This is a genomic window from Pseudomonas agarici, assembly GCF_001543125.1.
GTDB classification, from domain to species: domain Bacteria; phylum Pseudomonadota; class Gammaproteobacteria; order Pseudomonadales; family Pseudomonadaceae; genus Aquipseudomonas; species Aquipseudomonas agarici.
This window is the reverse complement of the sequence record NZ_CP014135.1, coordinates 1,560,287-1,573,026: the sequence shown is the minus strand read 5'-3', so window position 1 is coordinate 1,573,026 and position 12,740 is coordinate 1,560,287. Positions and strand designations below refer to the sequence as shown.

The window sequence follows — 12,740 nt, the reverse complement described above, 5'->3', positions numbered from 1 at the left end:
TCGTTCTGTACGATGATCCGGATATTTCCTGCAGGAGTGCTGCCCATGGATTCACCCAAACGCATATTGATTGTCGAGGATGACTGCCATCTGGCCGGATTGCTGAGCCTGCACCTGGAGGATGAAGGCTATGAGGTCACTCATTGCGCCGATGGCACCCTGGGGCTGGCGCAACTGGAAAAGGGCTCATGGGATGCATTGATTCTCGACCTGATGCTGCCGGGCGTCGATGGCCTGGAAATCTGTCGCCAGGCGCGGGCTATGGCGCGCTACACGCCGATCATCATCACCAGTGCCCGTTCCAGTGAAATGCACCGGGTGCTGGGTCTCGAACTGGGCGCCGACGATTACCTGGCCAAACCGTTTTCCATGCTCGAGCTGGCGGCGCGGGTCAAGGCGCTGCTGCGCCGGGTCGATGCCCTGGCCAAGAGCCTGAAGGTCGATGCCGGCAGTCTTGAACTCAACGGCCTGAGGCTCGACCCGCTGACCCGCCAGGCCCAGGTCGACGGTCAATACCTGGAGCTGACACCGAGGGAATTCGACTTGCTGCACTTCTTCATGAAGAATCCCAGTACGGTGTACTCGCGCATGGACTTGCTGAACCAGGTCTGGGGTTACCAGCACGACGGCTACGAACACACGGTCAACACGCATATCAATCGCCTACGAGCGAAGATCGAGGTCGACCCGACGCAGCCCGAGCGAATCCTCACGGTCTGGGGCCGGGGTTATCGCTTCGCGCCTTCGGGACATGCCGAATGAACCTGACCCTGTCCCAGCGGTTGTCCGTGGTCTTTTCGATCTTGTTGCTGGCCTGCTGCAGTGCCTCGGTATGGTTGCAGGTGCGTGCCAGCGACATGCGCGAAAAGGAAGTGGTCCAGGGGCTGTCGCGCAACCTGGCCCGCGGGATCGCCCTGGAGAACCGCTTAATGGGCGCCGAAGGCCTGACCATGGAGAGCGTGCGGGTGCTGTTCGGCAAGTTGATGAACGTCAATCCGAGCGTGGAGGTCTACCTACTCGATCCAAGTGGGCGGATCACCGGTGACGCGGCGCCACAAGGCCACCTCAAGCGCGACCATGTCGACTTGCAACCGATCCAGCTCCTGCTCGACGACCAGCCCTTGCCGATCCTCGGTGACGACCCGCGCAGCACTGACAGGCGCAAAGTGTTCAGTGCCGCTGTGTTGCAGGGCGGCGGCAAGAATTTGGGTTATCTCTATGTCGTGTTGCAAGGCGAGGAGCATGATCGTCTGGCGGCACGGGTCTTGGCCAGTTCGGTCCTACGCACCACGTTGTGGGCCATGACCCTGGTGGCGTTACTCGGGCTGATCGCCGGGCTGATCGCTTTCCGGCTGATCACCCGACCGTTGCGCCGACTGACCGACACTATGCGCGATTTCGACACCGACGTACCGCCGGATCGCCTGCCGGTGCTGTCGAGGACGGGGTTCGGCAGTCGTGACGAAATCGAAGTGCTGGAGGCCAGTTTTGCGCAAATGGCGACCCGTATCGGCGAGCAATGGCAAACCTTGACCCAGCTCGACCAGGATCGCCGTGAACTGGTGGCGAATATCTCCCATGACCTGCGTACACCCCTGGCCTCGCTGCACGGCTACCTGGAAACCCTCTCGCTCAAGGACGCGGTGCTGGCTGCCGACGAGCGCCGGCGTTACCTTGGTATTGCCTTGGCCCAGAGCAACAAGGTTGGCAAACTGGCCCAGGCGCTGTTCGAGCTGGCGCGCCTGGAGCACGGCGCGGTGCGTTTGGAGTGCGAGGATTTTTCCCTCAGTGACCTGCTTCAGGACGTCTTCCAGAAGTTTGAGCTGATGGCCGAGACCCGCCGTTCGAAACTGCTGGCGATGGTGCCTAGGGGCGCCTCAATGGTGACTGCCGACCTGGGCATGATCGAGCGGGTGCTGACCAATCTGATCGACAATGCGTTACGTCATAGCCCCGCAGGCGGGACCATCGAAGTGGCGCTGGCGCGGGAGGCGGGAAAAGTGCAGGTGACCGTCAGCGATACCGGACCGGGGATTCCGGCCCAACTGTTGGAAAACCTCTTTCGCCGTCCCTTTAATCATGATGGCGACCGTCGCTCCGGCGGCCTCGGGTTATTGATCGTGCGGCGCATCCTGCAACTGCACGACAGCCAGATCCGTTTACTGTCGATCCCGAAGAAGGGCGCAGTGTTCTATTTCGAGCTGACGGCGGCGGGCGATTGACTCAGTCGTTAGCATCCGGCTGGCGGGAGGCTCGGTGCTTCTTCTCGGTGGGGGTGCTGCTGGAGCAGTGGCAGCGCGTTTTGTAGGATCCATCTGAATTGCCGGTCAGGACACCAGAGGGCATGAACTTGTCAGGGGCTGGGGGTCTTATGTCGAACACCGGACGATCTCGCTACTTATCCTCGTAGGATCCAAAGCAGACAAGTTGCCCGGAGTTTTGATGGCGATCATGATGCCTGAGCAGGCCCACGGTCCCGGCTTTGTTGCGATCCCTGGGCAACCGACCGAGGAAGTTGTCGGTGCTGGCGAAGGTGTCCGGTCAATCGTGAACCCTGACAACAGGAGATCTATCATGAAAATCATTCCCTACCTGACCTTCAACGGTCGTTGCAAGGAAGCTTTTGCGTTGTACCAGAAAGTGCTCGGCGGCGAGCTGTTTTCCATGTCTTTTGCCGAGGCACCGGCAGAAGTGGGTATGCCCAAGGACGCAAACATGATCCTGCATGCCTGCCTGACTCTGGGCGATTTCAGCCTAATGGCCTCCGATTGCCCGCCCGGCCAGCCGTATCACAAGCCGCAAGGTGTATCGGTTTCCCTCAATGTCGACAGCGTGGCCGAGGCCAAGCGGTTGTTTGATGGCTTGAGCGCGGGTGGCAAGGTTTTCATGCCGCTGGAGAAAACTTTCTGGGCGCAACGCTTCGCCATGTTCGAAGATCGTTTCGGCATTGCCTGGATGGTCAACTACGAAGGGAAGCATAAGCAGCACTGATGAAGTGCCTTGTTCACTGGTCGCCGTGGCCGGTGAGCAAGGCGAAAAGCCGTTTTCTTGGAGGGATCCTGTGTTCCTTGACCATCATCGGGATCGGGTTGGCGCAGTCATCGATCGCGAATTTGCACCGATCACAGCAACCGGCGGCCAAGACTGGTAAAATCCTGCGGTTTTCTGGATATCAAACCGCCTATCTGTAATGAGACATCGACAATGAGTAATGAACTGAGCGAGGAGGAGATGCGCTTGGCGCTGTTTGGTACCTCCGGCCCAAGCGCCGACCCAATATCGGCGCTACTGCCTGAGGCAAAGCCTACACCTGCTCCGCCACCAGCCCCCAAGCGTCGAACGATGGCCAAGGCGCTCTCGCCGAAGCTGAGGGTCACGCTACACGCCACGCGGGAGTTCGAAGGTGAGATTGAGGTGCTCACTTATGACGCTAATACCCTGAGCACCTTCATCGCGGAACAGGAGGCCAGGAACGAGGCGAAAAAGAAGAAGTTCCGCTACTTCGAGGTGGTGTCGGTCAAACCCATCTAGTGGCCTGTGTGGTGAGTTCGTTAGCTCAAGTTCGGATGCTATAAGTCCCTGGCCAAGGCGCTATGACGAGGAACAGCAATGCAGGCCAGGGATTTATGGCGCTGAAATTGACTCATAGAACTCACCACACAGGCCACTAGCAGAGCGTTACAACGAGAAGCGCGCCAGCATGCCATCCAGTTCCACCGCCAGATGCCCCAGCTCCTGACTGGCGGTGCTGGTCTGGACGGCACCGCTGGCGGTCTGCATGGACAGGTCGCGAATCAGCACCAGGTTGCGGTCCACTTCACGCGCCACCTGGGCCTGTTGCTCAGCAGCGGTGGCGATTATCTGATTGCGTTCGTCAATGCCAACCACCGCCCGGGAAATGCTCCCTAATACGTCCTTGGTTACCTGCGCCCGTTGACGCGTGCGGCCAGCCTGGGCGGCACTTTCGGCCAGGGCCTGGACGGTCTGGCCGGTGCCCAGATGAATGCCATCCATCATCTGTTCGATTTCCCGTGTCGAGGCCTCGGTGCGATGGGCCAGGTTACGCACTTCGTCGGCTACTACGGCAAAGCCGCGCCCTGCATCGCCAGCTCGTGCCGCTTCGATGGCGGCATTAAGCGCCAGTAGATTGGTCTGGGCGGCCACGCTGCGGATCACTTCCAGCACCTTGCTGATACCCTGGGTCTCCGTCGCCAGGGCCTGGGCGCGCAGGCTGGCCTGCTCGACCTGATCGGCCAGAGCGCCGATGTCGGTCATGGTTTCGTCCAGTTGCTGTTGGCCCTCGCGCACGGAGGCGCTTGAGTCGCGCGATTCAGTGGAGGTTTCCAGGGCATTGCGAGCTACTTCCTCGACCACCTGACTCATCTGGGTGACGGCAGTGGCAGCCTGTTCGATCTCGGCGCATTGCTGCTGCAGGTCCTGGGCACTGTCGTGCATGATCGCGCCCATCTCTTGGGTCGCCGCGTTCAGGCGGCCAACGGCGCCGCCGATCCGCTGGATAACTCCGTGCAACTGGTCGCGCATATGCCCGAGCATCTGCAGTAGCTGCGCCACTTCGTCCAGGCCGTGGGCAACCACCACCTGGCTGAGATCACCGGCGGCGATAGTCTTGGCTACCTGCAAGGCCTGGCGCAGTGGTTGGGTGATGCTCACGCTCAGCCGCCAGGCCTGTAACAGCATCAAGGCCAGCGCCGCGCCAATGACAATGGGCAGCAATAGCTGGACCTTACGGAAGGTGTCGGCGGCGTTTTCCAGGGCTTGTGCAGTGCTTTGCTTGTTCAGTTCGCGAAGCAGTTGCACTTGCATGTCCATCAACGAGCCTTGATTGTTCAGGTTGTTGTTGGCCAGGTTGCCAGCCTCATTTACCCGCTGGTGCTCAACTAGATCAATGGCCTGCTTGAACAGTGCGACAAACTGCCGCGAAGCACCCTGGAGCAAGTTGATCGAGTCTCGCTCCGCCCCTTCAGGCACCTTGGCCAGGTATTGGGTGAACCCCTGGTCGATCTCGGTATTGAGCTGTTGCAGGTTGATCTTACGGTTAGCCAGTTCGGTCGGGTCGTTGGCATATACCAGTAACAACGCAGCCTCGGTGCGCAGCTTGGCCAGGTCGATGGCGATGGCATCTGCCTGGGCGATACTCGACAGCGGTCCTTGCTCGATCAATTCCCCCTGATGGCGAATGTGCTGCATCGCCACCAGGCATACCGCGCCCAAGGTGCTCAGCAGCAAGGCGCACAGGCCGAAACTGGCCAGCAGGCGCTTGCCGATACTCAGGCGACGTAGCGGGGAGGGACGGTGGGAGGGTTTGCGCAGGAAGGCGAAACGAAGGTTCACGGCGATGGACTCATATGAAGAACTACGCCAGCGGTTGTAGCAAAGTTGTGTGATGGCTTTATGTCATTATTGTTGATGTTGCAAATTGAGTGTGCCGAGCCTGGGATGTTCGCGTCAGTGCGGGTGCTTCTGCAGGCAGGTGCCAGGTGCTTTTCTCTCAGTGGATGGATCAGGAGACTACCTGAGTTTCTGAAAACCCATCTTGAGGAGGCAAGGCAGGGACAGGCTAGATGTGCCGATCCATCATCGGCACATTGGCGAGGCTGTCTTGCATAACATCTATCGGGCTGCGGCTTATCTACTTACGCTCTGGACGTTGGCCGGTTGCGGAACGGGAAGCACCCTCCTGCGTGGCGACGATGCCGTCAGCAAAAGCTTGGCGGGGTATCGTACTTATTGCCAGGCGATTCCACGCATGTACAGTGGGGTGGTCTACGATTTTTGCGTAATGCATGGAGAACCTACCGCACAATGGCAGCCAGATGGCTCGCCTGTTGGCAACTTTCCCCTGATAGTGCTGGATATTCTGGTTTCTGGCGTCGTGGACACCGTTGTACTGCCATACACGATTAATCAGCAAGTCCGAGAGGGAAGCATGGTGATTCGGCGTTAGCGCCCGAGTGTCCACTGATAGCCTGATGTAAACAGGTGCATTCGACCCTTTCAAGGGGCTTGATCCAATGCGCGCTCACACAACTCGTTGTCCCTATCGTCCTCAAGTGAACCGCGATCGAGGAACAGGAACACCACGGCGGCTGTCAGTACGGTGATAGCCGCCAATACCCGCAGCAAGGTGCTGAAGGCAGCACTGTATCCCTGGATCAGCGCAGCATGTCCGGCGGTGGGCAGCAGTTGCTCGGCACCGTTCAGGTCACCGGTCGCCAGGTGTTGTGCGGCGTCGATGATGTGGGGCAACGCAGTGCCAGGCAGGGCGGCCAGATTGTCGGCCGTAAAGGTCGATAGCAACGCCGTCGCGACGGCAAGGGCCACGCCCTCACCGGCCACTCGGGTGGTGCTGAAAATGCCCGTAGCCATACCGGCGCGCTCCTTGGGGACGACGCTGACCGCCATGCCATCCATCAAGCCCCAGGGCAGGCTGATGCCGGCGCCGATCACCAGCATCGGCCAGGCCAGTGGTGCCGCGCCACTGCCCACCGGCACATGGCTCAGCCAGTACAGCCCCACCGCGCACATCAGTAAGCCACTGCCGCACAAGGTTGACGGCGACAGCCAACGGGTCAGGTAGCCGGCGGCGATCGGCAACACCAGCAACGGGGCCGACAAGGCGATCAGCAATTGGCCGGCGGCGATTTCGCTCATTCCTTCGATACCCACGAAACGGATCGGCAGCAAGATCAACAGCACCACGAAGGAGTAGGCCGGCGCGGTCGCCAGCAGTTGCACGCCGACAAAGCGCGCAAAACGGAACAACGACAAGTCGAGCATCGGTTGCGCGACACGCTGCTCGATCCGCACAAAGGCGGCGAAGGACAACAGCGCGACGACGAACAGCCCCAGGGATAGCGGATCGGCCCAGCCGTTTTCCGGCACCTTGAGGATGGCGAATGTGAAGATGCCCAGCGCTCCAGTGAAGGTGATCGCCCCCGGCCAATCGATCCCCGTCGCCTCAGGGTTGCGCGACTCCTCCATGCAGCGTGCGGCCAATCCCAGCGAGATTGCCGCCGGCAGGGTAATCAACAGAAAGATCAGGTGCCAGTCGAAGGCCTCGATGATCGCACCGGCCAGCACGGGACCGAAGGCCAGGCCGATGCCGAAGCTGGCACCGACGAAGCTGAAGGCCCGCAGGCGCGCCGGACCGTCGAACACCTGCGCCAGAGCCGACATACCGCCGGAGAAAGCAGCTGCGGCGGCCAGGCCCTGGGCTGCCCGCAGCACATCGAACAACATCAGGTTGGGAGCAAACGGCAGTGCGGCAGCAAGCACGGCAAAGGTGCTGACGCCGCCGATAAAGATTTTCTTGCGGCCATAGCCATCGGCCAGGGCACCGGCCAACATCAGGCAACTGCCGAAGGTTAGCAAAAAGGCGTTGGTCACCCAGCTCATCTGCATCGGCGTACCACCCAGGGCATGACTGATGGCAGCTAGCGCAACGGCTGGTGCGGTGAAGTTGAAGGGCATGGTCAAGGCCGTGAGGCATACGGCCAGAAAGATCAGTCGCTGTTGTAACAATGAGTGAGGCACTGGTGGAGTCCTTGCGGTGGGGCGAGAAGCGGCGCTGCTTGAAAAAAGCCTGATGATGTTGCGCTGGTTTGCCGACGACGGTGAAGCGTGCAAGGATCTTAAAGAGCGAGTAATCGAGTTGAAAACGGTAAATATTCCGCCCATATCGGAATAAAAAGATCGAATAGGAGAGGTAGGTGGATCGACTCAGTGGCTTGATGCCCTTTATCCGCACGGCGGAACTGGGCAGTTTCGTCGCAGCGGGCAGGGCGTTGGGGTTGTCCGCATCAGCGGTCGGCAAGGGCGTGAGTCGCCTGGAACAGCAGTTGGGGGTACGATTGTTTCAACGCTCGACCCGCAGCCTTAGTTTGACTGATGAGGGACGGGTGTTTCAGGAGCGCTGCCGACGCATCCTGGATGATCTGGATGATGCCCAGGCCGCCTTGTCACAGTCCACGGAAGTGCCGCGTGGACGCTTGCGGCTGAGCCTGCCGATTGCCAGCTATCATCTGTTTCAGTCGGTGTTGATGGCGTTCATGGCGTTGTATCCCGATATCGAGCTGGACATCGATTTCAGCGACAAGTTGGTGGACCTGATCGAAGAGGGGTTTGACGTTGCCATTCGTAGTGGCGACCTGCCTGATTCGCGTCTGATCCGTCGATCCTTGCCCGGCGTGCAACTGGTGCTGTGCGCCGCGCCGGCTTATCTGGAGCGTCATGGCACGCCGCGCACGCCGGCAGAGCTGGATGATCATCTGACAGTGCGTTTTCGCTATTTCAAGAATGGCAAGCTGCAAGACTGGCCGTTGTTGCGAGAGGAGGGCGCTCGCGAGTCTCGGACTCGCACGGTGATGGTCAGCAATAATATGGAAATGGTCCGTGGCGCGCTGATCCATGGATTTGGTTTGGGCACCCTCCCTGACTTTCTTGCCCGTGAGGCATTGGCCGCCGGTTCGTTGCGCTGTTTGCTGCATGAACACCTCATTGCGCCAGACCCGATGAGCATCGTCTGGCCGTCGAGCCGCCAGCTATCGCGCAAGATTCGCGTGTTTGTCGATTTTGTCTGCGAGCGCCTCGAACAGGAGACCGCACAGCTTCGCGCGACCATCGCCTCGGAGTGCTCCTCGGCACAGGTAGCTCGATGATGACAACACGGTTATTCACTTGAGCCCGATCCCGCGCCTGGTGAAATTGTGGCGGGCGGGCTAGCCTGCTTGCCACGAGAATGTGCAAGGTTCCAAACGGGCCGGCGCTGCCGGTGCCACAATCATCCATTGCAACCAAGGAGCATGAGCATGACCCACTCAGCGGCCTACCAGCCACCCCAGGTCTGGACCTGGAGCAAGGAAAACGGCGGCAAATTTGCCAGTATCAACCGACCCATCGCCGGCGCGACCCATGACCGGGAATTGCCAATCGGACGTCATCCGTTACAGTTGTATTCCCTGGCGACACCCAATGGCCAAAAGGTCACCATCTTGTTGGAAGAGTTGCTGGCCCTGGGTCATCAAGGCGCGGAATACGACGCCTGGTTGATTCGTATTGAGGAAGGCGATCAGTTCGGCAGCGGTTTCGTGGAGGTGAATCCGAACTCCAAGATCCCCGCGTTGATGGACCACAGTGGGCCAAAACCGATTCGCCTTTTCGAGTCGGGGGCGATTTTGCAATACCTCGCCGAGAAATTCGGCGCGTTCCTGCCGACCACGCCGGCAGATCGTGCTGAGTGCCTGTCCTGGTTGTTTTGGCAGATGGGCAGCGCACCGTATCTAGGCGGCGGTTTTGGGCATTTCTATGCCTATGCGCCGACGAAGATCGAATACGCGATCGATCGGTTCGCCATGGAAACCAAACGCCAACTCGATGTGCTTGACAAGCAGTTGGCCGTCAGCGAATACATTGCCGGGGCCGAATACACCATCGCCGACATGGCGATATGGCCCTGGTACGGTGGTTTGGCGAAGGGGCGTCTCTATGACGCTGCACAGTTTCTTTCGGTGCAGGATTATCGACATGTCCAGCGTTGGGCCGATGCCATCGAGGCGCGTCCGGCGGTGCAGCGCGGGCGAATGGTCAACCGAGCGTTCGGTGAACTTTCCAGTCAGTTGCGCGAACGCCACGAGTCCACGGACTTCGACACGCGCACCGAAGACAAGCTGGCCACCTCGGGTCAGTGACTACGAGGCGCCGACGAAAGAAGATCCGTTACTCGCCCATGGCGTCGAGTAACAGACGACCCGTGTCAGTCAGATTGGGGTTCAGGGGCGGCGTTTACGTTGGGAGCCTGAAGCGGCTTTTCCCCGCTATTGGCATCTCTGTCTGTCGGGCTCGCGACCCTGGTCGAGGGCTCGCCCGGCATATTCGCGAGCGCTGTTTCGGCCTTGATTGCACGGATTTCCAAGGCTTTGTTCGCGGCGCGCTGTGTGTCGAGCTGTTGCTTGATCGCCGCACTTTTTTCCAGTGCCACCCGCAGGCGTTCCTGGAAGAGCGGGCGTTCGGTTTCCAGCAGGATCGTTCGTTGCGAGAGCGCTTTCTCTCGCTCGCTGCTTTGCTGAAGTTGCTCCTGCGCCTGTCGCATCTCCTTCATCAACCCCCGGCCTTCGGCCAGCAGGCGCTCGTTGTCGCGATGTAATTGAGTGATTTCATCCTGGCGTACCAAGGCACTTTGCTGGGCCTGACGCAATTCCATCTGTACCTGTTGTAGCTGGCCTTCATGGCGACGCTGTTCCTGCTCGCGTTGTTCCTTGGCTGCGCTGCGAAAGTGTTCCAGAGCGTCGCGGGCATGCTGGTGCTTGTCTTCCAGCGAGTGGATCTGCTTTTCCTTGTCCTTGAGGCGCAGTTCGCTGTCGCTGAGGGCCTGACGCAGGCCAGCATTGCGGGTCTGTTCGGTCTGCAGCATGGAGCGAGTGGTCTGCAAGTCCTGTGACTGCTGCGCTAAGGCTGCGGCCTGAACCTCAAGCTGCTGCTCAAGCTGCTCTTGCTTCTGTGTGGCCTGCGTCAGGTGTATCTGCCATTGGGCCTGTTGTTCCTGCCAGTGGGCCTGAGCCCGTTCCAGCGGCTCCTGAGCCTGTTCCTGCAGGCGCCAGGCGAGGCGGGCGACCAGCGCGGCGAGCTCTTCTTCGAGGTCTTCCTGAGGCACCGCCAGGCGCTGGTCACTTTCGGCCAGCTCCTTCAGGTACCGGTGAATGGTGGTTTTCGAGCCCGTATTACCCATTTCGATACGTACTGCATCAATGCTGGGGTGTTCGCCACGGGCGAGGATCGCCAATCGCGCGGTCTGCACCACTGCCTTGTTCACGCCGCCGCGAGCCATGTCTTCTCCTACGATTTCGTACTGTGGTATGTACCCTGTAATTACATAGCATAACAGTAAAACTTAATCGATTCATATTAGAATTTTATAACACGGGATATACTAGTATTATCCCGTGTTAGAGGCATTCTTTTGCATTTGCCCCTGTTCTTTGCGTACACCTGCCGGAATCTCTGCTCATGAGCGAGCTCGACCGTTATTTGCAAGCCGCCACGCGCGACAACACCCGGCGCAGCTATCGGGCCGCCATCGAGCACTTCGAAGTCAGTTGGGGTGGATTTCTGCCGGCCACTGGCGACAGTGTCGCGCGCTATCTGGTCGCCCATGCCGGGCTGCTCTCGATCAACACCCTAAAACTGCGTCTCTCGGCCCTGGCTCAGTGGCACAACAGCCAGGGATTTACCGACCCCACCCGGGCACCGGTGGTACGCCAGGTGTTCAAGGGCATCCGCGCCCTGCATCCGATGCAGGAAAAGCAGGCCGCGCCCTTGCAGTTGCAACACTTGGAGCAGGTGATCGCTTCGTTGGCGGGTGAGGCACAGGCCGCGTCAGCGCGGCAAGATCGGCCGCGACTGCTGCGCGCCCGGCGCGATACGGCACTGATTCTGCTGGGGTTCTGGCGCGGCTTTCGCAGCGATGAGTTGTGCCGGCTGGAGATCGAACACGTCCAGGCACAGCCGGGCGCCGGTATCACCCTGTACCTGCCGCGCAGCAAAAGTGACCGGGACAACCTCGGACGCACCTACCAGACCCCGGCGCTGCGACGGCTTTGTCCGGTACAAGCGTATATCGAGTGGATCAATTGCGCGGCGCTGGTGCGTGGCCCGGTGTTTCGTGCTGTCGACCGCTGGGGCAACGTGGGCAATGAGGGGTTGCACGCCAACAGCATTATCCCATTGTTGCGTCAGGCCCTGGAGCGTGCGGGCATCGCCGCCGAGCACTACACCAGCCACTCGTTGCGTCGAGGCTTTGCCACTTGGGCCCATGGTAGCGGCTGGGATCTGAAATCGCTGATGGGTTATGTCGGCTGGAAGGATTTCAAGTCTGCCATGCGTTATGTCCAGGCCAGTCCGTTTGCGGGCACGGGTCTGCTCGGCGAGAAGGCTGTCCAGCAAGGTTTATAGGATTTCTTCTATTAATACCCTGGTCTTATAGCGAAAACCAATCGCGAGTATCAGCTTTGCCAATGAGCCGGAATGCCAAAGAGTAGCTAGGATTCTCCCATCAACTTCTTAACCCCTGACGGAGAGTCACGATGCCTATCATCAACAGCCAAGTTAAACCGTTCAAAGCCACCGCTTACAAAAACGGCAATTTCATCGAAGTGTCGGACGCTGACCTGAAAGGCAAATGGTCGGTGGTGTTCTTCTACCCAGCCGACTTCACCTTCGTCTGCCCTACTGAACTGGAAGACCTGGCTGACAATTACGAGGCGTTCCAGAAGCTGGGCGTTGAAATCTACAGCGTGTCGACCGACACCCACTTTGCCCACGCCGCCTGGCATAACACCTCACCCGCCATCGGCAAGATTCAGTACACCATGATCGGTGACCCGACCCTGACCATCTCCCGCAACTTCGACGTATTGATCGAAGAAGCTGGCCTGGCCGACCGTGGCACCTTCGTGATCAACCCTGAAGGTCAGATCAAGATCGTTGAACTCAACGATGGCGGCGTAGGTCGTGACGCTTCCGAGCTGCTGCGCAAGATCAAGGCGGCTCAGTACGTCGCTGCCCACCCGGGCGAAGTCTGCCCAGCCAAGTGGCAGGAAGGCGAGGCTACTCTGGCTCCGTCCCTGGACCTGGTCGGCAAGATCTAAGCCAGTGAGTCAGCCAAGGGCGGTCATCCGCACTTCATAAGTCGACCGCACCGCCCAACGACGCCCGGGTGGTAATCA

Annotated in this window: 13 protein-coding genes; 10 read left to right on the top strand and 3 right to left on the bottom strand. The window is 59.7% G+C overall.

Annotated features, from left to right (window positions below):
• Window positions 1-45 precede the first annotated feature (45 nt).
• The 4 genes from AWM79_RS06850 to AWM79_RS06830 all read left to right on the top strand — a co-directional run bounded on the left by AWM79_RS06850 (window position 46) and on the right by AWM79_RS06830 (window position 3,531).
• The gene (locus AWM79_RS06850; RefSeq protein WP_017133717.1) at window positions 46-762 is read left to right on the top strand and encodes a response regulator transcription factor; all 717 of its coding nucleotides are present in this window, start codon (window positions 46-48) and stop codon (window positions 760-762) included.
• Window positions 759-2,222, top strand: coding sequence for a sensor histidine kinase (locus AWM79_RS06845; RefSeq protein ID WP_060782469.1), 1,464 nt, complete (start codon window positions 759-761; stop codon window positions 2,220-2,222). The genes AWM79_RS06850 and AWM79_RS06845 overlap by 4 nt, the downstream gene beginning before the upstream one ends.
• A gap of 352 nt (window positions 2,223-2,574) precedes the next feature.
• Window positions 2,575-2,991 carry a VOC family protein gene (locus tag AWM79_RS06840; protein WP_017133719.1) on the top strand — a complete coding sequence of 139 codons (417 nt, stop codon included), beginning with the start codon at window positions 2,575-2,577 and terminating at the stop codon, window positions 2,989-2,991.
• Between the two features lie 213 nt (window positions 2,992-3,204).
• Window positions 3,205-3,531 carry a hypothetical protein gene (locus AWM79_RS06830; protein WP_060782467.1) on the top strand — a complete coding sequence of 109 codons (327 nt, stop codon included), beginning with the start codon at window positions 3,205-3,207 and terminating at the stop codon, window positions 3,529-3,531.
• A gap of 147 nt (window positions 3,532-3,678) precedes the next feature.
• On the opposite strand, the gene AWM79_RS06825 is transcribed toward AWM79_RS06830, so the two are convergent.
• Window positions 3,679-5,352: a methyl-accepting chemotaxis protein gene (locus AWM79_RS06825; protein ID WP_060782466.1), complete on the bottom strand. Its 1,674-nt coding sequence runs from the start codon at window positions 5,350-5,352 to the stop codon at window positions 3,679-3,681.
• A gap of 415 nt (window positions 5,353-5,767) precedes the next feature.
• On the opposite strand from AWM79_RS06825, the gene AWM79_RS25975 reads away from it, so the two are divergent.
• Window positions 5,768-5,965 (top strand): YceK/YidQ family lipoprotein, encoded by a 198-nt coding sequence (locus tag AWM79_RS25975; protein WP_341844454.1) that lies wholly within the window; start codon window positions 5,768-5,770, stop codon window positions 5,963-5,965.
• Between the two features lie 50 nt (window positions 5,966-6,015).
• On the opposite strand, the gene AWM79_RS06815 is transcribed toward AWM79_RS25975, so the two are convergent.
• On the bottom strand, window positions 6,016-7,554 hold the full coding sequence (locus AWM79_RS06815) for an MFS transporter (RefSeq protein WP_086009314.1): 1,539 nt from the start codon (window positions 7,552-7,554) through the stop codon (window positions 6,016-6,018).
• Between the two features lie 16 nt (window positions 7,555-7,570).
• Between AWM79_RS06815 and AWM79_RS24895 the strand changes: the two genes are divergently transcribed.
• The 3 genes from AWM79_RS24895 to yghU all read left to right on the top strand — a co-directional run bounded on the left by AWM79_RS24895 (window position 7,571) and on the right by yghU (window position 9,707).
• Complete coding sequence (locus tag AWM79_RS24895) at window positions 7,571-7,708, top strand: hypothetical protein (RefSeq protein WP_017133725.1); 138 nt, start codon at window positions 7,571-7,573, stop codon at window positions 7,706-7,708.
• Window positions 7,709-7,730: 22 nt separating this feature from the next.
• On the top strand, window positions 7,731-8,678 hold the full coding sequence (locus AWM79_RS06810) for a LysR family transcriptional regulator (RefSeq protein WP_060782465.1): 948 nt from the start codon (window positions 7,731-7,733) through the stop codon (window positions 8,676-8,678).
• A 150-nt stretch (window positions 8,679-8,828) separates the two neighbouring features.
• Window positions 8,829-9,707 carry a glutathione-dependent disulfide-bond oxidoreductase gene (yghU, locus tag AWM79_RS06805; protein WP_060782464.1) on the top strand — a complete coding sequence of 293 codons (879 nt, stop codon included), beginning with the start codon at window positions 8,829-8,831 and terminating at the stop codon, window positions 9,705-9,707.
• A 65-nt stretch (window positions 9,708-9,772) separates the two neighbouring features.
• Here the strand turns inward: yghU and AWM79_RS06800 are convergent, their stop codons facing one another.
• A complete protein-coding gene (locus tag AWM79_RS06800) occupies window positions 9,773-10,843 on the bottom strand; it encodes a DNA-binding protein (protein ID WP_017133728.1) in 1,071 nt (356 codons plus the stop codon).
• A gap of 179 nt (window positions 10,844-11,022) precedes the next feature.
• Here AWM79_RS06800 and AWM79_RS06795 point away from each other — a divergent pair, with 179 nt between their 5' ends.
• Complete coding sequence (locus AWM79_RS06795; protein ID WP_060782463.1) at window positions 11,023-11,967, top strand: site-specific integrase; 945 nt, start codon at window positions 11,023-11,025, stop codon at window positions 11,965-11,967.
• 131 nt (window positions 11,968-12,098) lie between these two features.
• Window positions 12,099-12,662: an alkyl hydroperoxide reductase subunit C gene (gene ahpC / locus AWM79_RS06790; RefSeq protein ID WP_017133730.1), complete on the top strand. Its 564-nt coding sequence runs from the start codon at window positions 12,099-12,101 to the stop codon at window positions 12,660-12,662.
• Window positions 12,663-12,740 lie beyond the last annotated feature (78 nt).

Bases quoted from the DNA above. Each gene is read 5' to 3' on its own strand.
- AWM79_RS06850 (WP_017133717.1), top strand. From the start codon at position 46: ATGGATTCACCCAAACGCATATTGATTGTCGAGGATGACTGCCATCTG.
- AWM79_RS06845 (WP_060782469.1), top strand. From the start codon at position 759: ATGAACCTGACCCTGTCCCAGCGGTTGTCCGTGGTCTTTTCGATCTTG.
- AWM79_RS06840 (WP_017133719.1), top strand. From the start codon at position 2,575: ATGAAAATCATTCCCTACCTGACCTTCAACGGTCGTTGCAAGGAAGCT.
- AWM79_RS06830 (WP_060782467.1), top strand. From the start codon at position 3,205: ATGAGTAATGAACTGAGCGAGGAGGAGATGCGCTTGGCGCTGTTTGGT.
- AWM79_RS25975 (WP_341844454.1), top strand. From the start codon at position 5,768: ATGTACAGTGGGGTGGTCTACGATTTTTGCGTAATGCATGGAGAACCT.
- yghU (WP_060782464.1), top strand. From the start codon at position 8,829: ATGACCCACTCAGCGGCCTACCAGCCACCCCAGGTCTGGACCTGGAGC.
- AWM79_RS06800 (WP_017133728.1), bottom strand. From the start codon at position 10,843: ATGGCTCGCGGCGGCGTGAACAAGGCAGTGGTGCAGACCGCGCGATTG.
- AWM79_RS06795 (WP_060782463.1), top strand. From the start codon at position 11,023: ATGAGCGAGCTCGACCGTTATTTGCAAGCCGCCACGCGCGACAACACC.
- ahpC (WP_017133730.1), top strand. From the start codon at position 12,099: ATGCCTATCATCAACAGCCAAGTTAAACCGTTCAAAGCCACCGCTTAC.